The organism is Pseudomonas sp. WS 5027 (assembly GCF_012985695.1).
GTDB classification, from domain to species: domain Bacteria; phylum Pseudomonadota; class Gammaproteobacteria; order Pseudomonadales; family Pseudomonadaceae; genus Aquipseudomonas; species Aquipseudomonas hygromyciniae.
The window spans coordinates 153,260-175,925 of sequence record NZ_JAAQWU010000012.1 but is presented as its reverse complement, the minus strand read 5'-3'; the positions used below and the strand labels follow the sequence as shown (position 1 = coordinate 175,925).

Genomic DNA, 22,666 nt, shown 5'->3' with positions numbered 1-22,666 from the left:
GCCTGCTGCTTTGCGCGAGCGGCGGGCCGTAAATCCTGGTTTTAAAAGCCGATATACAGGGTATTGCAGCCGATTCTGCTGCAGCTCACGTTTTAACAGCGTATTCCGCGTGCCAAGGCCTAGGTAAACGACACAAAAAACGCACCATCATGAAGCATTCTGAGCGCGACCAAAGAGTCAGCATATGAATGCATGCCGCACCCTTTCTACTGCCCTGACATCAATTACAAAATATAGGGAAAACACCATGACTCCGCTCCGATCACTCGTCGCCGCGCTGCTCCTGCCTTTGTGCGCCACCGCCGTCCAGGCTCAGGAATGGAAAGAAATCCGTTTCGGCGTGTTCCCCGAGTACCCACCCTTTGAATCCGTGGCCGCCGATGGCAGCCTGCAAGGTTTTGACATTGAGTTGGGCAACGCCATTTGCGCCAAGCTCGAAGTCAAATGCACCTGGGTCCACAACGAATTCGACGGCATGATCCCGGCGCTGCGTGCGCGCAAGTTCGACGCCATTATGTCCTCCATGGCCGTGACCCCGGCCCGGCAAAAACAGATCGACTTCAGCGACCGCCTGTTCCTCAGCCCCACCTCGGTGATCACCCGCAAAGGCGCCGGTTTCGGCGACACCCCGGAATCGCTCAAAGGCAAACAAGTCGGCGTGCTCCAGGGCTCGCTGCAGGAAGCCTATGCCCGCGCGCACCTGGCCAAGCTCGGCGCCCAGGTCAAGGCGTATCAGTCCCAGGACCAAAACTACGCCGACCTGCAAAACGGCCGCCTCGACGCGACGCTGACCGACAAGCTCGAAGCCCAGCTCAACTTCCTGTCCAAGCCTGAAGGCGCCGACTACCAGTCCGGCCCGGCCTTCAAGGACCCGACCTTGCCCCTGGACATTGCCATGGGCCTGCGCAAGAACGACCAAGAGTTGCTGGCGCTGATCAACAAGGGTATTGCGGCCATCCAGGCCGATGGCACCTACGCGCTGATCCAGAAGAAGTACTTCGGTGACGAAGATATCTATCACGAATAACGTCAGCAGATAGCCTCTCCCCCTGTAGGAGCGAGCTTGCTCGCGAGAAACGTCAACGATAACGCGTAAAACCAGGTTAAACGCGCTGCCCTTGAGTTCTTCGCGAGCAAGCTCGCTCCTACAAAAGGGAAACCGTGCCCATCGAGATCTCCCCCCATGAATGAACTCCTCAACCTGCAAGGCTTCGGCCCGCTGTTGGCCCAGGGTGCCTGGATGACCATCAAGCTGGCGTTCCTCGCGCTGGTCCTGAGCCTGACCCTCGGCCTGGTCGCCGCCGGTGCCAAGCTGTCCAGCCATAAGCTGTTGCGCATCCCGGCCACGCTCTACACCACCTTGATCCGCAGTGTGCCGGACCTGGTGCTGATCCTACTGATCTTCTACAGCCTGCAACTGTGGCTCAACGACCTGACCGAGATGCTCGGCTGGAATTACTTCGAAATCGATCCATTCACCGCAGGCGTGATCACCCTGGGCTTTATCTACGGCGCGTATTTCACCGAAAACTTTCGCGGCGCGATGCTCAGTGTGCCCGTAGGCCAACTGGAAGCGGCGACCGCCTACGGCTTGAGTCGCTGGCAGCGCTTTGTGCTGGTGATGTTTCCGCAGTTGATGCGCTTTGCGCTGCCGGGGCTGGGCAATAACTGGCTGGTGCTGCTCAAGTCCACGGCGCTGGTGTCGATCATCGGCCTGGCGGACCTGGTCAAGGCCGCGCAGAACGCCGGCAAGACCACCAACGACCCGCTGTACTTCCTGATCCTCGCGGGCCTGGTGTACCTGTTGATCACCACCCTCTCCAACCGCATCTTCAAACGCCTGGAGCGGCGCTACAACGTCGGCATCAAGGGGGTCGCGCGATGATTGAACTGATCCAGCAATATGGCCTGGCGTACCTGTGGACCGATGGCTCGGGCTTTTCCGGGGTGGCCATGACTTTGTGGCTGTTTATCGTGTCGGTGATCCTCGGTTTTTTCCTGTCGATCCCGCTGGCAATTGCCCGCGTCAGTGAGCACTTCTGGCTACGCTGGCCGGTGGAGGTGTACACCTACCTGTTTCGTGGCACGCCGCTGTATATCCAGTTGCTGATTTGCTACACCGGCCTTTACAGCCTGGAAGTGGTGCAAGACAACGCCCTGCTCAATCAGTTTTTCCGCAATGCGTTGAACTGCACCCTGCTGGCCTTTGTGCTCAACACCTGCGCCTACACCGTGGAAATCTTCGCCGGGGCCATTCGCAATATTCCCCACGGGGAGATTGAAGCAGCGCGGGCCTATGGCTTGCACGGCTGGCGGATGAACCTGTTTGTGGTGATCCCCGCCGCGCTGCGCCGCGCGTTGCCGGCCTACAGCAACGAAATGATCCTGATGCTGCACGCCACGTCCCTGGCGTTTACCGCAACCATCGCCGACATCCTCAAGGTAGCCCGCGACGCCAACGCCGAAACGTTCCTCACGTTCCAGGCCTTCGGCATTGCCGCGCTGCTGTACATGCTGCTGTCCTTTGCATTGGTGGGCCTGTTCCGACTGGCCGAACGACGCTGGATGCGCTTTCTTGTCCCGACCCGAGGCTAACCCATGAACCAGTCCGCACAGGCCCTGGCCGCCCATCCTGCTGATCTTGCTGTCTCCCGCCCGACTGCTGTTGCTGCCAGTGCCAGCGTCAAGCTCAAGGTCGAAGACCTGCACAAAAGCTACGGCGAGCATGAGGTGCTCAAGGGTGTTTCGCTCAACGCCAGCAAGGGCGATGTGATCAGCCTGATCGGCGCCAGCGGCTCCGGCAAGAGCACCATGCTGCGCTGCATCAACTTCCTCGAACAGCCCGACGCTGGGGTGATCACCCTGGACGGCATCAGCATTGAAATGCGCCCGGGCCGCGCAGGCGCGCAGGCGCCGCACCAGGCACAACTACAGAACCTGCGCACACGCCTGGCCATGGTGTTCCAGCACTTCAACCTGTGGAGCCATATGACGGTGCTGGAAAACATCTGCATGGCACCGCGCCGGGTGTTGGGCGTAAGTGCCGCCGAGGCGGAAAAACGCGCGCGGATGTACCTGGATAAAGTTGGCCTGCCAGGCCGGGTCGCCGATCAATACCCGGCGTTTCTCTCCGGTGGCCAGCAACAACGGGTGGCCATCGCCCGGGCCCTGGCCATGGAGCCAGAGATTATCCTGTTCGATGAACCGACCTCGGCACTGGATCCAGAGCTTGTAGGAGAAGTCCTCAAAGTCATACAGACGTTGGCCGAGGAAGGTCGTACCATGCTCATGGTCACCCACGAAATGGGCTTTGCCCGGCAAGTGTCCAGCCAGGTGCTGTTCCTGCACCAGGGCCGTGTCGAAGAACAAGGCAGCGCCGAGATCCTCGACCATCCCAACAGCGGACGCCTGCAGCAATTTCTCTCCAACCGCTTGAAGTGAACACAGAATCGACCATGGATACCAAGGCCAACGGACCCCATTCCTCCCCTGCGCTGGATCGCATTGATGAAGCCATCATCGATGTCTTGCGCCATCAGGGGCGCATCACCTACGAGAAGCTGTCTTCGCTGGTACACCTGACGCCCAGGCCCTGCCTGGAGCGGGTGCGCAAGCTGGAACGGCGTGGGGTGATACGCGGCTACGGCGCGATCATCGATGTGCAGATGGTCTCGCCGGGGTTGTCGTTGCTGGTGCTGGTGGCCCTGTCCAACCAGAGCGGGCGCTCGGCGCAAAAGGCCTTCGAAGCCTGCGTCAAGGCTTGCCCGCAGGTGTTCGAATGCCAACTGATCAGCGGCCCCTTCGACTACAGCTTGCGCATGCGCTGCCGGGACATGGAGCACTACCGCGTACTGACGGAAACCTGGTTGAACAATGATGAGCTGCACATCGACAAACTGGTGGCCCATCCGGAGTTGGCGGTGGTGAAAAACACTGCGACTGAGTTGGTCTGAAACGCACTGCCAGAAGCACAGAAGATCAAATGTGGGAGCGGGCTTGCTCGCGAATGCGGTGGGTCAGTGATGGATAGGTTGACTGATACGCCGCATTCGCGAGCAAGCCCGCTCCCACATTTAACCGTGCCCGCTTGATATTCTCTTACCTCGCCGAGCCGCCACGAGGCTCGCCTGCCCATCCCGCTGCTTCCCCGTCCGCGCCTCACTGATCAACCCCGGTATCAACTTGCCCTCCGGCAAATTCTTCCAGAACCGGCTCGGCAGGTGCCCTTCCATGACCCTGGGATTCAACCGCGCCGGGTTGAAGATATGGCTGTAATAGGTCAGCCACATGGCACTGTGGGGATCCTCGACATTCTGCGCCAACTGCTGCCATTGCTCAGGGCACTGGCGTTGATGGATCAACTGCTCACCGTCGTAATACACCCCATCCAGGGGCGTGGCGATCATCCAGCGATGGCGGCCCATGCGCCCGACAAAGTGCTGGCTGGCACTGTGCAAAATATCGTGGGCCGGCTCGTGCCACGCCACGTACTCCGGCATCTGCGGGCCCGCCGCTGCCGGCAGGGCAATAAAACGCACAAACGCGTGCAGATGATGGGCTTCGCGCCGTACCTGCTTGATCCGTCGCTGCAGTTCGCTGCCCAATTGATCCCCCGCCATCATTGCCGTGCGGTCACCATGGCTGACACGCCACAGCACTTCATACAGCAGGCTCCAGCGTTGCTCGCCGTGGTAACAGGCGGCACTTTCCAGCAACTCCAGCAGGGCCTTGGGAATACGCGCCTGGAACGGGCCGTTGTGCGCGGGGTAATGCTCATCGGTGGCGAACAGATCCGCCACTTCCACTTCGCCCCAACTGACATGGCTGGGGTCGATCTGATGGCTGAGCAGCCAACGCGCCTGCTCGCGCCAGGTACTGAACAGGTTGTCGCATTCCAGGCTGATCATCCCCACAACCCCATCTGTTGCGGTTGCGGTCGGTCGCGCAGTTGCTCGCGCAGCAGGACGCTGGTGCTTTCCGCCTGCTGGGGATGGTAGTCGCTGGTGATGAAAAATGGCTTGGCCTTGCTCAACACGCAGCGCATGCGCGCCAGGTCTTCAAAGCGGATCTTGCGTTGCCGACGCAGTTCCACCAGGCGCTCGGTGGTGCGCAGGCCAATCCCCGGGATCCGTGCGATCAACGTCGCCTCGGCACGGTTCAGGTCCAGCGGGAACACCTCACGATGCTCCAAGGCCCAGGCCAGTTTGGGATCGATATCCAGTGCCAGATCCCCTGGCCCCGCGAACAGTTCATTGGCGCGAAAACCATAACTGCGCAGCAGGAAATCGGCCTGGTACAAACGGTGCTCGCGCATCAATGGCGGCGCCGCCAGGGGTACGCTTTTCGGGCTATTGGGAATCGGGCTGAACGCCGAGTAATAGACCCGGCGCAACTTGAAATTGCCATACAACGCCTCGGCTCCGTGCAGGATAGTGCTGTCGTCCGTGTCATCGGCACCGACGATCATCTGCGTGCTTTGCCCCGCCGGGGCAAAACGCGGCGCACGGGGCTCGTTGAGCACGGTTTGCTCGCCGGTGAAAATCGTCTGCATCGCCTGCTTGATCGAGCCGATCTGCTTCTCTGGCGCGAGGATCTGCAGGCTCTTATCGGTGGGCAACTCAATGTTCACACTCAAGCGATCGGCATAACGCCCGGCCTCGGCGATCAATGCGGGGTCGGCTTCGGGAATGGTCTTGAGGTGGATGTAACCGCGAAAGTCATGCTCCTCGCGCAACAGCTTGGCGACCCGTACCAGTTGCTCCATGGTGTAGTCCGCCGAACGGATGATCCCCGAACTGAGAAACAAGCCACTGACGCAATTGCGCCGGTAAAAATCCAGGGTCAGGCTCACCACCTCCTCCGGATTGAACCGCGCACGGGGCACATCGCTGGAGCGGCGGTTGACGCAGTATTGGCAGTCGTAGAGGCAGAAATTGGTCAGCAACACCTTGAGCAACGACACACAGCGCCCATCGGGTGTGTAGCTGTGGCAAATCCCCATGCCGTCGCTCGACCCCAGCCCGGCCTTGCCCTCGGAGCTGCGCTTGGGCGCCCCGCTGCTGGCGCAGGACGCGTCGTACTTGGCCGCATCGGCAAGGATGCTGAGTTTTTCGATCAACTGCATGGAGGGCTACCGGATACTGTATTTTTGTACAGTATCAGCAGCATTGCCTGCTATTCAAGAAGATACAGGCCAACGGTCAAACAAATAATTGTGGGAGCTTGCCAGTCAGGTCCTCATCCGCCTGGCGACATTTTTTTTAAATATATCGAGGACAGTTGACCGACCCTGAACCTTCAATCGTCGCGTGTCAGCACTTCCAACAGTTCAATCTCGAAATGCAGAGGGCTATGGGGCTTTATATGCGCGCCCATCGTCCGCTCGCCATAGGCCAGATGCGCCGGCACATACAGCTTGCGCACCCCACCGACCTTCATCCCCATCAAGCCCTGGTCCCACCCCTTGATCACCCGCCCGGTGCCAATCACACACTGGAACGGCTTGCCCCGCTCCCAGGAGGAATCAAACACCGTGCCGTCTTCCAGGGTGCCGGTGTACTGGGTGGTAATGAGTGCACCCTTGACCACGGTTTTGCCGTCGCCTTGGCGAATGTCGGTGATTTGCAGTTCTTCGTTGCTCATGGGGGCCTCATAAGGTTCACACTGGCCGGCTTTTTCCCAGAATCCAGAGGCTTTGGCAAGTGCCCTCTAAAGGATCAGGACTACGCCACAGCCAGAAGCACCTGACTTAACCCCATCCGTTTTTTCCCCTCTTATAAAAAACCAACCACCCCGGTTGCATAACAATAAGAGGTCACCCCCCAATGAGCGAACCAACAAGCCCTGTCCGCGTCGCTGTCGTGCAGTTCGATCCCCAGGTCGGCCTGGATAACCGTGAAAGCAATCTGCGTCGCAGCCTGGCGTTGGCCGCCGAGGCGGTCAACGGAGGGGCTAACCTGATCGTATTGCCCGAGTTGTCGAACTGCGGCTACTTCTTCAACAGCCGCCAGGATGCATTCGAGCATGCCGAGGTCATTCCCGGTGGGACCAGTGTGCAAGCCTGGATGACGTTTGCCGCCACGCACCAGGTGTATCTGGTGGCGGGCCTGAATGAGATCGATGGCCGGCAGTTGTTCAATACCGCCGTATTGCTGGGGCCGGATGGGTTGATCGGCAAATACCGCAAGGCCCATTTATGGAATCTGGAAAAGCTCTGGTTCACCCCGGGCAACCTCGGTTTTCCGGTGTTTGAAACGCCTATCGGGCGCATTGGCCTGTTGATCTGCTGGGACATCTGGTTCCCGGAAGTACCACGCATCCTCAGCCAGCAAGGCGCCGATATTATTTGCAGCCTCAACAACTGGGTGTGGACGCCTCCGCCGCTGTTCGACGAGGCCGGCAAATGCATGGCGTCATACCTGACCATGACCGCCGCCCACGTCAATAACGTGTTTATCGCCGCCGCCAGCCGTATCGGTGAGGAGCGCGATGCGCGTTACCTGGGGTGTTCGCTGATCGCCGGGACCAATGGCTGGCCTATCGGCAAAGTGGCGTCGGCCAACGGCCAGGAAATCCTGTTCGCCGATATCGACCTGACCAGCGCCCGCAGTGCGCCGATCTGGAACAGTCTCAACGACTTGCATCGTGACCGACGCAATGATCTTTACGATCAGATGCTCGGCTATTCCCAGCATCCCGCCCTGCCGCGCTGAAGGGAGGGTAGGTCATGGAAAATCTACTCATCAAGCCCGGGACCGAACGTTCGCGGGTCGATAAGACGATCATCGCATTGGGGCTCATCAGCGCGTTGTTGATCCTCTGGACGGCACTCACGCATCAAGACACCTGGCCGAGTTACGGCGATATGGTGGCAAGTTTTCCCGAGCCCATCGCCTGGCTGCGCTGGGTATTGGGGGACATCAGCGAGGTGGCCTTCTACAAACATGAACTGGCCTCCCTCGGGTTGCTGGCGGGCGCGTACCTGGCCTGGTGGGCCAGTCGCAGCGGCAAGCGCTGGCAAGGCTTTGCGATTTGCTACGGCAGTGGGCTGTGGCCGTGGCTGGTGACCAGTTCCCTGCTGGGTCTGCTGCTGAGCAACCTGTTATGGGGGTGGACGGTCACTGCTGACACCTGGCAGCCCACCTTCGCCGCGTTTGTTTCACTGCCCGCGGCGATGGTGCTGATGTTCGGTGGCGGTTGGAAGGTCACCCTCAACGGTGCGTTGTTGGGTGCGCTGCTGGTCACGCCGATGTGCTTGCTGATCGTCAATTTTGTCTGCGTACCGCTGGGTTTGCCGGTGGTGATTGGTAACGTGCTGGGTATGGCGGCGGGCAGCGTGATTGCCTTTGTCGTCTGTCGGCGCGTACCGATTCTGGTGCGTTCCGACTATATCGCCCCAGACAAACCGCTACCGCCCACACCGCCTTCCTATGGCCTGGGCTGGAGCTTGCGCAGGGTCTTGGCCGACTTTTCCGAAGCGCCATTCTTCGGCAATGAGTGGGCCAGCCTTGGCCTGCTGGCGGGAGTCCTGCTGGCGTATGCCTTGAATCCCGTGAGCGCTGCCTATGGCTCTGGGCTGGTGCTGCAACTGATCGGGGCCCAGGCGCTGACATCAGCTCTGGGTGTACTGATCTGGCGCAGCCAGTGGATCAAGCGCGGATGGTATCCCACCTATGTGCCGTTGGTGTCGGTCGTACCGGCGGCGGTGTTGACCCATGGCGGGAGCTGGATGGTGGTCGGTTCAAGCGCGTTGCTTGGCGCATTGATTGCGCCTCCACTGGCCTGTGCCATTGCGGGCCGGCTGCCGGCACACTTTCATCCGTACATCGGCAATGTGCTGTCGATGGCGCTGAGTACCTTGTTGATCGTGCCTCTGGTTGGAAGGTTGGTCGCGTAAACGAGCGGGTAAGGCTCACGGGCCCTACCCACTCCAACCATCACAACCACCGCCAAAACCGCCCCCAGAACCCCCGTTCCAGGTCCGCCTTGCACCCCGCATACTGGCGCGCATACAGATCGGAACGGGCCTTGACCTTGCCGGCAACCGGCAACAGCCAGGCCTTGCTGGCATAGGTGCGGTTGCGGTAGCCGCCCCAGCCTTCGTGGTAGTTCAGGTACTGGCCGTAGGCGTCGTATTTGTACACGCCGTTGATGGTGGCGGTCTTGTCCATGTACCAGCCGACAAAGTCGATGGCATCGTCGAAGTCCTGGCGGCTGGCCCAGTTGCGGCCGGTGCTTTTCTGGTAGTCGCCCCACACTTCATCCTTGGCCTGGGCATAGCCGGCGGCGGTGCTCACGCGGCCCCAGGGGATGATCCACAACAGGTACTTGCGTGGGGTCTTGGCGTTCTGCCGGAAGCCCGATTCCTGGTACATGATGGCGAACGGTATCTGGATCGGCACGCCCCAGCGCTTCTGGGTGACTTTGGCCGCGTCGTACCAGTCGTCCTTCTCGCGGAAGATAGCGCAGAGGTCATCGGGGCTGCGTGGTGGTGAGGTACCGCACGCAGCCAACAGGGTGGTGAGCAGCAGCAGGGATATGGTTTTTACCGGGGTCAAAAGCGTACCTTTGCGTGGGCGCGAAAAAAGCCGACAGTTTACGCGCTCACGCAAGGTGTTGGGGTCATGGCATCAATTGGCCTTGATCAAGCCAATGGCACTTTGCGGGTCGAAAGGGCCAGGCGGCCGATGCCAAAGCTCAATGCCGCGCCCAGTACCAGCATCAACAAGGTGCTCCACGCCGCGCGGGACAGTTGCTTGGCTGCCACTTCGCCAGCTTCGCGGGCCTTTTGTTCTGCTTGGGCCTTCACCTCTTCGACTTTCTGCACAGCCTGCTGATACGCCTGGGCATAGTTCTCGACAATCTGGCTGGCCTCGGCCTGGCTCTTGCCGGTGCGGGCGGCGACGATGTTAACCAGCGCCTCTTTGTCTGCCGCGTTCAACGCAGGCTCACCGGAGGCTTTGACACGTTCGAACCACTGCTTGAGTTCAGCCGCCGCCTGGGCTGGATTGGTGGCTGCATCAGTGGCTGCTTGCTGGCCGTCTGCCGCTGCCTGGTCGGCTTTTTGCTCGACATTGGCGGGATCCAGTTCAGCCTTGCCGCTTTGCTTGAGCAAGGTGTCGAGCTCGCCCTGCAGGCTGTCCCAATCCAGGCTGATGCCCTTCTCGTTCAACTGCTGCTTGACGCTGTCGCTGACGCCCGGGGCCACCGCAGCAACCGCGCTGCCGGCAGCCGACAGGCCTTTGCCCACTACATTGCCTGCGGCGCCCACCACGCTGGTGGCCAATGCCGCCAGCAGCCAGGTGGTGAGTAAGGTGGTGATGGTCCAGCTCAGGACACCATGCAGGCCTCCACGATCAGGAGCTGTACGGCCGGCGACAAAGGCGCCCACGCCAATCGCCAGCAAGGTAGAGACAAACAGCCAGATCCCGGCGCCGGTGCCAAAACCTCTCAGCGGGTTGCCGGCCGCCATTGGGTCGACCGCACTGGCGCCAATGGCGGTGCCCAGTACGCTCAGCACCAGATAGGTCACCAGGGCAATTGCGCTACCGGCCAGTACCGAACCCCAGGACACGCGAAATGGCGAACGGTTGGTTTCATAAAGAGTGGTCATAATCGTTCCTTGGACAAATGAGTAGGCCATCAGTGTGTCCAGCCCGACAGCGACGGTCTCGGCACAATTGCACTAGTACAACTGGTGCATTCGCACCCCGCCAGGGTGGCTGGCTCTGCACTATGCTCAGGCTCTGTTGTCGTACTCCCTATGTGCCAGACATGCCCTGTTCTGGATGCCGCGCTCTTCCAGGGCACGCGCGTTGCGTTGGGGATCTTCGCGAGCAAGCTCGCTCCTACAGAAGACACAGTTGCCCTTATCTACCCATTTTGGAGAAAGCATGAGCCAGGCCGTCCTCGCCCAAGAAACCAATCGCCGCCAGTTGCAGCAGATCATTTCCGGCCTGTCCGATGGGGTGATTCTCGCCGAGGTCGACCAGAGTATTCTGTGGGCCAACGATGCGGCGCTGACCATGCATGGCCTGGACGATATTGCCGGGCTCGGCGCCAACACTGCCGAATACGCCGAGCGCTTTGCCCTGCGCTATCGCAACAATCACCCGCTGGCCTTGGAGGCTTACCCGCTGAGCCGGGTGGCCAACGGCGAAGAATTCAGTGACGTGGTGATCGAAGTCACGCCCACCGCCGACACCGACCGCACCTGGGTCCATCGCCTGCGCAGCCTGGTGCTCACCGACAGCGCCGGCAAGCCGGAATTGCTGGTGCTGATCTTGAGCGATGCCACCGAATGGGCCAGCGCCGAGCAGCGCTTTGAAAAGACCTTCAACGCCAACCCGGCGCCGGCAGTGATCTGCCGCTTGAGTGATTTGCGCTATATCAAAGTCAACCAGGGCTTCCTCGAAATGACCGGCTACAGCCGCGACCAGGTGATCGGCCGTTCAGTGTACGAACTGGACGTGCTGGAACAGGCCGAGCGCAAGGAGTTGGCGATCCAGCGCCTGGGCGAAGGCGCGACCATCCCACAGATGCAAGCCGAGCTGAAGCTGCCCGAAGGCGGCAGCAAGCTGGTGATTGTCGCCGGCCAACCGCTGGATATGAACGATGAGGAATGCATGCTGTTTTCCTTCACCGACCTGGAACCCCGGCGCAAGGCCGAAACCGCCCTGCGCCAAAGCGAGGAGCGGTTTGCCAAGTCCTTCCGCCTGACACCGGTGCCGACCCTGGTGTGCGACGCGGGCAATCAGCAGGTGGTGGACGTCAACGATGCGTTCATGACCATCACCGGCTACACCAGCGAAGAGTTGATCGGCAAATCCATCAGCGATATCAACTTTATCGACAGCAGCGAAGCCTGCGCGCAGTTGTTCGCCACCCTGGAAAAAGCCGGCAACCTCGAAGGACAGGACCTGAAGATCCGCAAGAAAGGCAATGAGCTGATTGACTGCGTGGTGTCGGCCGACACCGTGACCATCCAGGACACCGCCTGTTACCTGCTGGTGATGATGAACATCACCGAGCGCAAACGCTCGGAACTGGAGTTGGTGTCGGCCATCGAGGAAGTGATGAAGGATGCGTCCTGGTTCAGCCAGACCCTGATCGAAAAACTGGCCAACGCCAAGAACGTCAACAGTTCCAACCAGCCAACCATCGCCTTCACCGACCTGACCGCCCGTGAGCGGGATGTACTCGGGCTGATCTGTGAAGGCCTGGCCGACAAGGAAATCGCCTCGCGCCTGAAGCTGGCGCCCAATACCGTGCGCAATCACGTGGCCACGGTCTACTCCAAACTCAATGTGCACAGCCGCAGCGCCGCAATTGTATGGGCGCGGGAACGGGGGCTGTTTGCCGGGGAGCGGCGGGTCAAAAAACCATGAGTCCAGTGCAAATGCACTAGCCCTACCAGTGCAAATTCGCCTTATTGCAGGGCGATGGGCTGCTTAACCTTGAAGGGTAGGCACAGGGTCTGACGCCCTGTGTCCTGGCGATTTTTTGCCCTTGAAGGAGGCAACATGAAAAGTGAACAAGTCAAAGGCCGCGTGGAAAAAGCCCTCGGTAAGGCTGAGGATTTTCTCGGCGAAATGACCGACGACGAACAACTCCAGGCCCAGGGCGTAGCACGCCAGGCGGCCGGTCAACTGCAACAGACCTATGGCGATGTGCTGGACAATGTCGGTGACTTTGCCCAACGCAAACCGCTTGCCACCGTGGCAATCGTTGCTGGCGTGGGTCTGGTTCTGGGCCTGTTGCTGCGTCGTCGTTAAAGAGGGGCTGGCATGTTTACCTTGTCCCAACTGCGTAATTGCATCGAAGAAGCCTTGTTGCCACTGACCTGCGAATTCACCCTGTGCCGCGACTCATCACTGACGTTGAAGGTCTTTGATGCCGAGAGTGGCCGCGTGGACCTGGTGGTCACCGGGATCAGCGTGAACAAGCTCAAGACCCCACAAGACGTCGCGACGATGGTCGAGGAGCTGCGCTACGAATTGCACAGCAACACCGTGGGCGCTGCCCTCTCCATCTGATCCCCCGCTCGGTAGGCGCTTTTCCCCTGTGGGAGCGGGCTTGCTCGCGAAAGCGTTCGGACAGCCAAAAGTTACTTAACTGACCCACCGCCTTCGCGAGCAAGCCCGCTCCCACAGGGGCGCAGACTTCTACAAAGGTTGTGGGATGTCAGGACGCGGCTTCAACGACGCGCCGATAAAGTAGAACAGCCCCCCGGCCACGATAAACCCGGCCAGCATGTAGAACATGTAGTGTGCCGGCAGGCTGGCCAGCACCAGTCCGCACAGCACCGGGCCCAGTGCGGCGCCGAGGTTGGAGAGGTTTTGCGCGCCGTAGTACATCCCGCGCAGGTGGTCCGGGGCGATGCGGTCGATAAACATGTACTCGGCGGGAAACACGATGATTTCCCCCACGGTAAAGATCGCCATCGACACCACCCACCACCACACGCTGGTGGACAGCGCAAAGCCAATCACCCCCACCATGAACATACCCAGCCCCAGGAGCAGCCAGCGGCTCAGGTGACGGTGGCTGATCTGCCGGCCAATCACGTATTGCAGGGCGATCACCAGCAGTGCGTTGGTGGTCAGGATGGCGCTGATCACGGTGTAGGTGTATTCGGCGTCCGAAGTGGTCACCAGGTACTGCGACAGGTAGGCGGTAAACTGCCCGAACACCACCGCACTGAGCAGGCCTCCGAGGGTAAAGCACACCAGGCGATGATCGCGCAGCAATACCCGGCCCACCGCGAGAAAGGGCACCGGTTTTTGCGCGGCGTCGATCGTGGCCAGGCTGCGGTCGCCCCAGCGCCAGTAGAGCAGGAAGAATCCCATCCCCAGCAGTACCGACAAGACAAACGGCAGGCTCATGTCGACCTTGGCCACCATCGCCCCAAAGAACGGCCCTACCGCGTAGCCGATATTGGTCAGGGTGTACTTGATGGAAAACACTTCGCTGCGCGCTTCCAGGGGTAACAGGCTGGCAAAACCGGCCTTGACCGCGATATCGATCACCGCATACGCCAGGTTGATCAGGATCAGGCAACTGTAGAAAAGCCACAGCTCGCGGGCCAGCAACGTGCCGACAAACCCCAGGACGAACAGCAGGCTCAGGCCCAGCAACAGCCGGTAGCTATTGACCCGGTCCACGAGGAAACCGCCGTACACGCTCAACAGGGAACCGACGATCAGCGAACTGCCGATCACCAGGCCCACTTGGCTGATACCCAGGGCGAAGTGGCTGGACAGGTAGATCACCATGTACGGAAAGGTGATCGCCTTGGCCAGGGTCAGTACCAGCGTGGCCGACAGCAGCAGGTTTACGCTGCGGGGGTAGTTTTTTATTGTTTTCAGCATCCTGCTCTCGTTTCCTGAAAGTAGTCGTTACGCTCGCCATGACAGGGGCAAAGCGCAGCTACCTTAACTCAGGATAAGCGGCAAAAAATGCCGTTTTTATGCAATCGTGCATGGGATTTTTAAATACATCGGTCGCAGGGGAAGCAAAGGCATTGGCCCGCTCCCCCAAACCGTTACTTGGCCGGGGTGATATCGAGGATGGTGCCATTGGTGATTTTCACCAGCACATAACGGTCATTGACCCGCGCCCATTGGCTGTCGTCGTGGGGCGCTTTGAGACCGCGCTTTTTCCAGTCAGCAAGGGCCGATTCCTTGCGCACCAGGATATCCGGCGCACGGTCCCCGACTTTCAAGTCTCGAGCGCTGATGTTCGAAGGCTCCACGGTTTTCTGCGGATTGTCCTCGGCCTGCACGGTGAGGCTGGCGGCGGACAGGCTGGCGGCAACCAGCAGGCTGGCAATCAGGGATGTTGCTTTCATGGGCATTCCTTCAGTAAATGATGCGTACCCAGTTTCCGACAGCAGGCCCAGGCAATCATTCACCCGCAATGCAGGCACCGATATCCGCGCCTGCTAATCTTGGGCCAGCCTTCCAACGAGTCCGAGAACAATGAAAACAGCCCTGACCCGAACCAAACTGCTGGCCAGCGCCCTGATCGTGATCGCCGTGATTGGCGGTGCCACCTATTACTTGCTGGACCGCCGCGCCACCAACGGCCTGCTTGACGGTCCCGAATACAGCGAAGCGCAACTTAATGAAGGGGGTGTGGATGGCATCCGCGACCTGCCTCTGCCGGAAGCGAAAAAACGCCTGAATTACCTGATCCTCGACATGCGCGACAGCATCAACCGCATCGCCATGCTCGAAAGCATGCGCCTGGAAATCGGCCCCGCCACCACCACGCCTGACGAACACAAAGAGCTGAACTACGAGGAGCCGTTCGTGCCCTTCCCCGCAGCAGAACTGAAGGCGGCATTGACGGACCTGCAGCGCACACCGGGGCAGTTCCAGCAATTGTTCTACGACAATGCGTCCGGGCTGAAGCTGGAGGTCGAGGCGATTCGCGAGGTGCTCAAGCGTGGCGCCCTGCCCGATCAGCAGACCGAAGCCAGCTACCGCATCCAGACCCTGTACTTTCGCGACGGCTCGCAACAGCCGTTCGCCGATGTGGCGGTCAAGGATGAGGACAGCGAAGAGCAAGATCAGGACACCACCCAGGCCGAACTCAAGCTCAACAAGCCCCTGGAACGTATCGGCCTGACCCTGACTTATCAGGCCTACCCCGGCTTCAATAAAATCGTCCTGGACCGGGCCCACCCGAAAGCTACCGCCGAAGGTGGCGAGGTGTACCAGTTGACCCACCTGGGCGACGCCAGTGCCTCCTTGCAATTGGCAACGCCGAAGAATAAATCCTATGTAATCCAGGGCCTGACCGCCGATGGCAAGACGCTGTACAGCGCTGGCAACAGCTCCAACACTTCGCCCACCGCCGAACAAAAAGCCAACCTGCGGGCCTATTACAACGAACTGCTGCGCATGGAAGACAACTTCACCGACTTCAAGACGGCCGCTGCGGTGCAGGATCACTTGGAACAGTTCGCCAGCAACCTGCCCAGCTCCGCCAGCGAGCTGAGTAACGTGCAGGCCACTTATCAATTCGAAGATACCCCCGCCAGCATCGTGATTTACGTGCTGGAGCCGGCCCAACCCCAGACCTTTGATTGGGAAATGCACAACAACAGCGCGCCCCAAGAGCGCTACATCGCCTACGACAGCGCCAGCGACAGCAGCGGTTTTATCGACAGCAAGGGGCAATGGGTGGTCAAGCCACGGTTCAAGCGCATCGATCCCACCGAGATGCCCGGCGTGTACCACATCATGGTCGGCCAGAAGTCGTCCGGCGAAGGCTGGAGCGAACTGCTGTTCAAGTACTTCGCCTTTGTACCGGGTACGCAGACATTGAAAGAGCTGCCCTTCGAGATCATCGAAAGCGCAATCAACGACAACTTGGTGATTGTCGAGCGTGAAACCAATGGCCCGTATGGGGTCTACGACGTCAAGAAACTGCAGGTCGTGGTGCCGATGAAGTACGTCAACCCCAGTGTGGTCGGCAACGTGTTCATTGGCCGGCCCGGCGAGACCACCTATGGTTCGAACTCGCTGTACGGTGCCTGGAGCCTGACCGGCAAGGAACTGTTGGCGCCGCTCTACTCGGGGATCAACGGCAGTGGCGAGTTTATCTACGCCACCTCCGCCGACCAGAAACAGACTGACGTCTACAACCTGCAGATGAAGAAACTCAACCCGCCCGGCGCGACCGTCTTCGGCCAGTTTGTCCAGGGCCAGCCGCTGCTGGTCCAGGACCGTAACAGCCGCAAATACAGCTTTATCGACGAGCAGGGCAAGGTGCTGCCTTTTAGCCTGCCCTTTGATGACGTCAACCCGTTTTCCAACGGCATGGCAGTGGTGCAAAAGGGCAGCCGCTATGGCGCCATCGACGTACAGGGCAAACTGCGCGTGCCCATGACCTACAGCAAACTCAACCCATTCCAGAAAAACCTGGCCTCGGCAGAAATGGATAGTTTTGAAGGGTTGGTATTGATCGACAAAAACAACCGCGTGGTGAAAAAACTCGGGCCATATACCAGCTACAGCTACCCGTACAACAGCAACGACGCGACCTATAGCATCTGGGATGTGAAAGACGAGAACCGGGTGAATGTGTTCGACGCCGATGGCAACCAGACCGATAGCTTCGAACGCGAGTGAATGATGGCATCGTGGTAGGAGCCGGTTTGCCGGCTCTTACAACAGGACCGCTATTGCACCCGTGAAATTAATCCTGTAATTTTTCATGAAATTTTTAGATAAGAATTTCACGAAAGCCCCATGGACAAACAAGAAGAACTCGACGCCCTGGCGATCCTGGTTCACGACCTGCGCAAATACAAGAAGCTCACCCTGGCCCAACTGGCACAGAAGATCGGGCGTTCCGTGGGGTTCCTGTCCCAGGTCGAGCGCGGGTTGTCGCGCCCCACCGTGGCGGACCTGACTGCCATCAGCCATGCGCTGGATGTGCCCACCACTTATTTCTACAGCCTGTCCAAACCCAAGGCCGTGGCCTGGGTCACCCGCCCCAACGAGCGGCGCACGGTGTATTACGCCAATGGCATCACCGACATCCTTGTCTCGCCCAGCATGCAAGGGGCGTTTTCGATCCTCGACAGCCTGCTCGAACCCGGCGCCAACAGTGGCGAGCAGACCATGAGCGACCGCGCCGAACAGGCAGGTTTCGTGCTTGAAGGCCACCTGACCCTGTGGGTCGAGGGCGAAGCCGATGCGGTCACCCTCGGCCCCGGCGACAGCTTTCACCTCGCCAGTTTTGCCCACTGCCGCTACGGCAACCTGACCGACCTGCCGGCCCGCGTGCTGTGGGTCTATAACTGAGGCACACCAAGGAGCGTCACCCGTGAAAAGCCATTCCTCCACGTTACTGGCCGAAGTGCGGACCTTTCGCCAGAACCATCCGGATGTACGTTACGTCGACCTGATTTGCCTGGACATCCCCGGGCGTTTCTACGGCAAGCGCTACCCGGTTGAAATGTTGGAAAAAGTCGCCGCCGGCAGCCCCCTGAAGCTGCCACAGAACGCCGTGCTGCTGGGCGCCCAGGGCGGTTTGTTCAAGATCGGTGACTATTGCTTCCATGACGGCGACCCTGACGCCAATCGCCGCCTGGTACCCGGTACGCTCAAGCCCGTGAGCTGGGAAGCGCAGCCCCTGGGGCAGATGCTGATCACCTCCGACGGCACCGAGGCGCCCATCGAATTCGAGCCACGGGAAGTACTGGCCAAAGTCCTGGAGCGCCTGCATCGCAAAGGCATTCACCCGGTGGTGGCGTTTGAGCTGGAGTTCTACCTGTTTGACAGAAAACTCGCCGACGGCCTGCCGCAATTTGCCCGCGACCCATTGAGCGACGACCCCGACGACCAACCGACCCTGCATATCGAACGGCTGTCGCGTTTCGCCCCGGTACTCGATGACATGGTGCAGACCGCCCAGGCCCAGGGCATCGACATTACGGTGATCACTGCCGAGTTGGGCCCTGGCCAGTTCGAAATCAATTTCGGTCACCTCGATGACGGCCTGCGCGCCGCAGACTGGGCCGCCCTGTTCTGCCGCAGCACCCGTGGCGTGGCGCTCAAGCATGGCTATCGCGCCAGTTTCATGGCCAAGCCCTACCTGCAACACCCCGGCAGTGGCATGCATGTGCATGTCAGCCTGTACGATGCCGCCGGCAACAACCTATTGGCGGCACACCAGCAGCAACCGCTGCGTCACGCAGTGGCGGGTTGCCTGGAACTGCTGCCCCATTGCATGCCGATTTTCTCGCCCAACCACAACGCCTTCCGCCGCCTGGGCGGTACGGTCAATGCGGCCACCAAGGCCTGCTGGGGCTATGAAGACCGAGATGCCTGCGTACGCATTCCCGAGTCCGACCCGCGCAACCTGCGGATCGAACATCGGCTGGCCAGTGCCGACGCCAATCCATACCTGGTACTGGCGGCGATCCTGGTCGGGCTTGAACATGGCCTGGATGCCGCGCGTGAACCTATCGCACCGCTGAACGAGGATCGCGACAGCGGCCACGAATTCCCCCTGGAAATGCTCGAAGCCGTGCGCGCCATGCAGCAACAACCGGTCCTGCGCGAAGGCTTGGGCGCGGAGTTTGTCGACGTCTATTGCGAAAACAAACGCCAGGATCACTTGGCTTTCCAGCAGGAGATCAATGCGCGGGAATATCGCTGGTATCTCTAGCGACCGTCCTCTTGTGGGAGCCGGCTTGCCAGCGATAGCCATAGGTATCGACACAACTTTCAGAAACTGACGAACTCCCCTGTGGCGAGCGGGCTTGTCGGAACGCCGCATCGCCCGCGCTGGGCTGCGAAGCAGCCCCAATAGGAGCACCGAGTTTATTCAGAATCACCGAGGCGGCTGGTTTTGGGGCTGCTTCGCAGCCCAGCGCGGGCGATGCGGCGTTCCGACAAGCCCGCTCGCCACAGGGGAGTTCTATCGCTGGTTCACGCCGGCTCCTACAAAGCTGTTACCTTGCAAAGGTCTTACGACCAACCTCTGCTGCGGACTACCCATGACCGACCAAAGCCCCCCTGCCCTCAAGGAAATCTTCAACCTCGAACGCCTGCAGCACATCGCCGATGAGATGAGCACGGTGTACCCGCCGTTCGATGCCAAGGGCTTTCTCCAGCACGCCAGCCAGGACCTTGCCGGGTTGTCGGTGATGCAGCGCATGGCCCGCGTCAGTGAAAGCCTGCACGCAGTGATCCCGCTGGACTATGCACAGACCCTCAAGCTTCTGTATGCCTTGGCCCCGCGCCTGAACAGTGGTTTTGTCAGCCTGTTCCTCGGGCACTACGTGGCCAGCTACGGCCTGGATGATTTCAAGCGCTCGATGGCAGCGCTCAAGTACTTCACCACCTTTGGCTCTGCCGAATTTGCCGTGCGGGCTTTTCTGCTCAAGGATTTTCAGCGCACGCTGGAGGTGATGCAGCAGTGGTCGCTGGATGCCAATGAACACGTACGCCGCCTCGCCAGCGAGGGCTCGCGGCCCAGGTTGCCGTGGTCGTTTCGCCTGGCCCAGGTACAGGCTGATCCGCGCCTGTGCGCATCAATCCTGGAGAACCTCAAGGCCGACAGCAGCCTGTATGTGCGCAAGTCCGTGGCCAACCACCTCAACGACATCACCAAGGATCATCCGGACTGGGTGCTGGAAGTGATCGAAAGCTGGTCCCTGGACAACCCCCACACCGCCTGGATCGCCCGCCACGCCCTGCGCAGCCTGATCAAACAAGGCAATACCCGCGCACTGACGATCATGGGCGCAGGCGCCCGTGCCGAGGTGAAGATCCACCAGTTTAGGGTCGAGCCAGCGGCGATTCGCCTGGGCGAGCGGATCAATCTGTCGTTTACCCTCGAATCCACGACCAATGCCCCACAAAAGCTGGTGGTGGACTACGCCATCGAGTATGTAAAAAGCGCCGGCCATAACGCCGCCAAGGTGTTCAAGCTCAAGGCATTTACCCTCGGCGCCGGTGAACGGCATACCGTGCAGCGCGGCCAACACATCCGCGACATGACCACGCGCAAGCATTACCCCGGCCAGCATACGGTGCACGTACTGGTGAACGGCGAGCGCCTGGCAAGCAGCGGATTTGAGTTGATCGGCTAACCCCTCCTACTGAACAAAAGGCTCTATCTCGGGCCTTTCAGCGATATTTATTGTCCTACAATGCTGGCCTTTGGTGTTGCGATCCATTATCATCTGGCACCTCTTGGTACCCGCACGGGTATCTGTGTCAACGTTCCACCTGAGGCGCCCATGCACCGTTTCTCGTTTTACCGCCCTTTGATTTGCGCCAGTCTGGGGCTTGTTTCGCACACTGCTCATGCCGCGTTGCAACCCATGGCCGAAGCTGCACTTGCCAATGAATCCGAGCTGCACTGCCACTTCAACCGTGACGCCAGCACCGATTGCACAACCACCTACCGCTACACCATCCTCCAGCCCAGCGGCCGGGAAATATTGTCGCGCATCGACTTCAACTACGCCGAAGGCGATGGCTTTGAAGTGCTGCACGCCGAGTCCATCCAGCCCGGCGGCAAGCCCCAGGCGTTGGCCGAATCGCAGATCGATACGCGCACCGCGCCCAACCCCGACCAGGGGTTTTCCCGCCTGAAGCAGACGTCCCTGGCCTTCCCCAACCTGCGGGTCGGCACACAGATCCGCTACACCGTGCGCGAACATCACCCGGCCAAGCCACTGATGACCGAGTTCCACTACGCCCTGCAGTTTGGCCCCAGCAACGCCCGTCGCGATCGACTCAAGGCGCGCTTTACCGCTGAACGGCCAATCGAGTGGCGCGCTGAGTCGATGGACGGTTTCACCATCACCCCCTCGGTCAATCGCAAGACCCTGGATATCGAGCAAAAAGCGCCGACCTATCTCAACTACATCAACGAATCGGGCCACGCCTATATCCGCGTGATCCCACGTATCGAAGTGGGCAGCAGCCTGGATGTGCAAAAGCACTTCGGCGGTTTTGCCCAGCGCTACAACCAGATTCTCGCAGCCAAGCTGCCGGCGGGCAGTGCCGCTGCCGTGGCTGCAGTGCAGGGCCTGGCCCCGGCGCAGCAAGTCGCCGGGCTGATGCAGCACATCAACGATCACTACCGTTACCTGGGTGACTGGCGTGCCACGGATCGCGGCTATGTACCGTTTAACCTGGCGGAGATCGAGCAGCATGGTTATGGCGACTGCAAGGACCTGGCGATCCTCCTGACCGCCATGCTCAAGGCCAGCGGGATCAAGGCCGAGACCGCGTGGGTCAGCCGGGGGGATGTGGTGGATTCATTGCTGGTTCCAGGCACGGGCGCGCCCAACCATGCCATCGTGCGTGCCGAAGTGGCCGGCCAGGTGTGGTGGCTGGACCCGACCAACCCGGTGTTCGCCCCGGGCCAGACCATGCCGGATATCCAGGATCGCTGGGTACTCGTCAACAATGCCCAGGGCCAGGTACGGGAGGAACATATCCCCCTGGCGCGCCCTGACACCAGCATCCGTCTGGACAAGCAGGTGCATTACGACAAGCAGGGCAACGGCGCGACCCGCGCCAGCGTTACCTTCAGCCGCCTGACGCTGATGCAATTGAGCATGGCTGACCGTGAACAGGGGGCCACCGCCACTGACCAGAACATCTGCGACAACTTCGGTCGCGAGATCAGCGATTGCCAGGTCACCCGCCAACCCACCGGGTTCGTGCAGCCCGATAGCTACACGGTCAAGGCCAGCATGACCGACCTGCGCGCCCTGGAAAAACTCGATGAAGGCTACGTCTACACCGACCAGTCGCTCAAAGAAAAATGGGACGGCCTGCTCAACTACCGCCGCAACGGGCAACAGGCCGACCTGTACCTGGGCAACCCGGACACGGTCGACTACACCTTTACCTTGACCGGCGGGAAGATGGACAAGCCGGTCCAGGGCTGCAAGATCAGCTCGCCCTGGTATGACCTGGAACTCGATGGCGAACAGCTCAAGGATGGCCTGCGCTACCACTATCGGTTGACCCAGAAAGTGCGCTGGTTGAGCCATAACGAAATCGTCAGTGCGCCGTTTGAAAAGATGATCAACGATGCTCGTGCATGTGGTGAACAGGTACACCAGACAGTAAAACTCTAAACCCATGTGGGAGTTTTCGAGCCCCAGCGAGGCTGCGATGGC

At 60.2% G+C, this 22,666-nt stretch carries 22 protein-coding genes; 15 read left to right on the top strand and 7 right to left on the bottom strand.

The annotated features are described in order from the left end of the window. Positions 1-247: 247 nt before the first annotated feature. From HBO09_RS16490 to HBO09_RS16470, 5 genes are all read left to right on the top strand, one after another. Complete coding sequence (locus HBO09_RS16490) at positions 248-1,027, top strand: ABC transporter substrate-binding protein (RefSeq protein WP_057439422.1); 780 nt, start codon at positions 248-250, stop codon at positions 1,025-1,027. A gap of 156 nt (positions 1,028-1,183) precedes the next feature. After that, positions 1,184-1,885, top strand: coding sequence for an ABC transporter permease (locus tag HBO09_RS16485; protein ID WP_029296540.1), 702 nt, complete (start codon positions 1,184-1,186; stop codon positions 1,883-1,885). Then, positions 1,882-2,595: an ABC transporter permease gene (locus HBO09_RS16480; RefSeq protein WP_057439424.1), complete on the top strand. Its 714-nt coding sequence runs from the start codon at positions 1,882-1,884 to the stop codon at positions 2,593-2,595. Before HBO09_RS16485 ends, HBO09_RS16480 begins: the two co-directional genes overlap by 4 nt. A gap of 3 nt (positions 2,596-2,598) precedes the next feature. Then, positions 2,599-3,441 carry an ATP-binding cassette domain-containing protein gene (locus HBO09_RS16475; RefSeq protein WP_262381249.1) on the top strand — a complete coding sequence of 281 codons (843 nt, stop codon included), beginning with the start codon at positions 2,599-2,601 and terminating at the stop codon, positions 3,439-3,441. Between the two features lie 14 nt (positions 3,442-3,455). Continuing rightward, positions 3,456-3,953 carry an Lrp/AsnC family transcriptional regulator gene (locus HBO09_RS16470; RefSeq protein ID WP_169994765.1) on the top strand — a complete coding sequence of 166 codons (498 nt, stop codon included), beginning with the start codon at positions 3,456-3,458 and terminating at the stop codon, positions 3,951-3,953. A 120-nt stretch (positions 3,954-4,073) separates the two neighbouring features. Here HBO09_RS16470 and HBO09_RS16465 read toward each other — a convergent pair whose 3' ends face one another. From HBO09_RS16465 to HBO09_RS16455, 3 genes are all read right to left on the bottom strand, one after another. Next, the gene (locus HBO09_RS16465; RefSeq protein WP_169994767.1) at positions 4,074-4,907 is read right to left on the bottom strand and encodes a TIGR03915 family putative DNA repair protein; all 834 of its coding nucleotides are present in this window, start codon (positions 4,905-4,907) and stop codon (positions 4,074-4,076) included. Beyond that, complete coding sequence (locus HBO09_RS16460) at positions 4,904-6,124, bottom strand: putative DNA modification/repair radical SAM protein (protein ID WP_169994769.1); 1,221 nt, start codon at positions 6,122-6,124, stop codon at positions 4,904-4,906. The genes HBO09_RS16465 and HBO09_RS16460 overlap by 4 nt, the downstream gene beginning before the upstream one ends. 173 nt (positions 6,125-6,297) lie before the next feature. Further along, a complete protein-coding gene (locus HBO09_RS16455; RefSeq protein ID WP_169994771.1) occupies positions 6,298-6,642 on the bottom strand; it encodes an FKBP-type peptidyl-prolyl cis-trans isomerase in 345 nt (114 codons plus the stop codon). 182 nt (positions 6,643-6,824) lie between these two features. Between HBO09_RS16455 and HBO09_RS16450 the strand changes: the two genes are divergently transcribed. Beyond that, positions 6,825-7,712: a nitrilase family protein gene (locus tag HBO09_RS16450; protein ID WP_169994773.1), complete on the top strand. Its 888-nt coding sequence runs from the start codon at positions 6,825-6,827 to the stop codon at positions 7,710-7,712. A 14-nt stretch (positions 7,713-7,726) separates the two neighbouring features. Then, on the top strand, positions 7,727-8,896 hold the full coding sequence (locus tag HBO09_RS16445; RefSeq protein ID WP_169994775.1) for a hypothetical protein: 1,170 nt from the start codon (positions 7,727-7,729) through the stop codon (positions 8,894-8,896). Positions 8,897-8,936: 40 nt separating this feature from the next. Here HBO09_RS16445 and HBO09_RS16440 read toward each other — a convergent pair whose 3' ends face one another. Then, complete coding sequence (locus tag HBO09_RS16440; RefSeq protein WP_169994777.1) at positions 8,937-9,557, bottom strand: hypothetical protein; 621 nt, start codon at positions 9,555-9,557, stop codon at positions 8,937-8,939. 86 nt (positions 9,558-9,643) lie between these two features. After that, positions 9,644-10,612 (bottom strand): hypothetical protein, encoded by a 969-nt coding sequence (locus HBO09_RS16435; protein ID WP_169994779.1) that lies wholly within the window; start codon positions 10,610-10,612, stop codon positions 9,644-9,646. Between the two features lie 280 nt (positions 10,613-10,892). Between HBO09_RS16435 and HBO09_RS16430 the strand changes: the two genes are divergently transcribed. The 3 genes from HBO09_RS16430 (at position 10,893) to HBO09_RS16420 (ending at position 13,034) form a co-directional block, all read left to right on the top strand. Continuing rightward, on the top strand, positions 10,893-12,386 hold the full coding sequence (locus tag HBO09_RS16430) for a helix-turn-helix transcriptional regulator (protein ID WP_169994782.1): 1,494 nt from the start codon (positions 10,893-10,895) through the stop codon (positions 12,384-12,386). Between the two features lie 135 nt (positions 12,387-12,521). Then, positions 12,522-12,773 carry a CsbD family protein gene (locus tag HBO09_RS16425; protein WP_169994784.1) on the top strand — a complete coding sequence of 84 codons (252 nt, stop codon included), beginning with the start codon at positions 12,522-12,524 and terminating at the stop codon, positions 12,771-12,773. Positions 12,774-12,785: 12 nt separating this feature from the next. Then, a complete protein-coding gene (locus HBO09_RS16420; RefSeq protein ID WP_169994786.1) occupies positions 12,786-13,034 on the top strand; it encodes a DUF1652 domain-containing protein in 249 nt (82 codons plus the stop codon). Between the two features lie 129 nt (positions 13,035-13,163). Here the strand turns inward: HBO09_RS16420 and HBO09_RS16415 are convergent, their stop codons facing one another. Together HBO09_RS16415 and HBO09_RS16410 are read right to left on the bottom strand one after the other, a co-directional pair. Next, positions 13,164-14,369, bottom strand: a complete 1,206-nt coding sequence (locus tag HBO09_RS16415) for an MFS transporter (protein ID WP_169994788.1) — start codon at positions 14,367-14,369, stop codon at positions 13,164-13,166. Positions 14,370-14,542: 173 nt separating this feature from the next. Further along, positions 14,543-14,848, bottom strand: a complete 306-nt coding sequence (locus HBO09_RS16410; protein ID WP_169994790.1) for an RcnB family protein — start codon at positions 14,846-14,848, stop codon at positions 14,543-14,545. A gap of 130 nt (positions 14,849-14,978) precedes the next feature. On the opposite strand from HBO09_RS16410, the gene HBO09_RS16405 reads away from it, so the two are divergent. From HBO09_RS16405 to HBO09_RS16385, 5 genes are all read left to right on the top strand, one after another. Then, a complete protein-coding gene (locus tag HBO09_RS16405; protein ID WP_169994792.1) occupies positions 14,979-17,138 on the top strand; it encodes a WG repeat-containing protein in 2,160 nt (719 codons plus the stop codon). Positions 17,139-17,258: 120 nt separating this feature from the next. Then, positions 17,259-17,816, top strand: a complete 558-nt coding sequence (locus tag HBO09_RS16400; RefSeq protein WP_169994794.1) for an XRE family transcriptional regulator — start codon at positions 17,259-17,261, stop codon at positions 17,814-17,816. 22 nt (positions 17,817-17,838) lie between these two features. Beyond that, positions 17,839-19,185, top strand: coding sequence for a glutamine synthetase family protein (locus HBO09_RS16395; protein WP_169994796.1), 1,347 nt, complete (start codon positions 17,839-17,841; stop codon positions 19,183-19,185). A 331-nt stretch (positions 19,186-19,516) separates the two neighbouring features. Beyond that, the gene (locus tag HBO09_RS16390) at positions 19,517-20,614 is read left to right on the top strand and encodes a DNA alkylation repair protein (protein WP_169994798.1); all 1,098 of its coding nucleotides are present in this window, start codon (positions 19,517-19,519) and stop codon (positions 20,612-20,614) included. A gap of 150 nt (positions 20,615-20,764) precedes the next feature. Then, positions 20,765-22,624, top strand: coding sequence for a DUF3857 domain-containing transglutaminase family protein (locus HBO09_RS16385; protein WP_169994800.1), 1,860 nt, complete (start codon positions 20,765-20,767; stop codon positions 22,622-22,624). Positions 22,625-22,666: the final 42 nt, after the last annotated feature.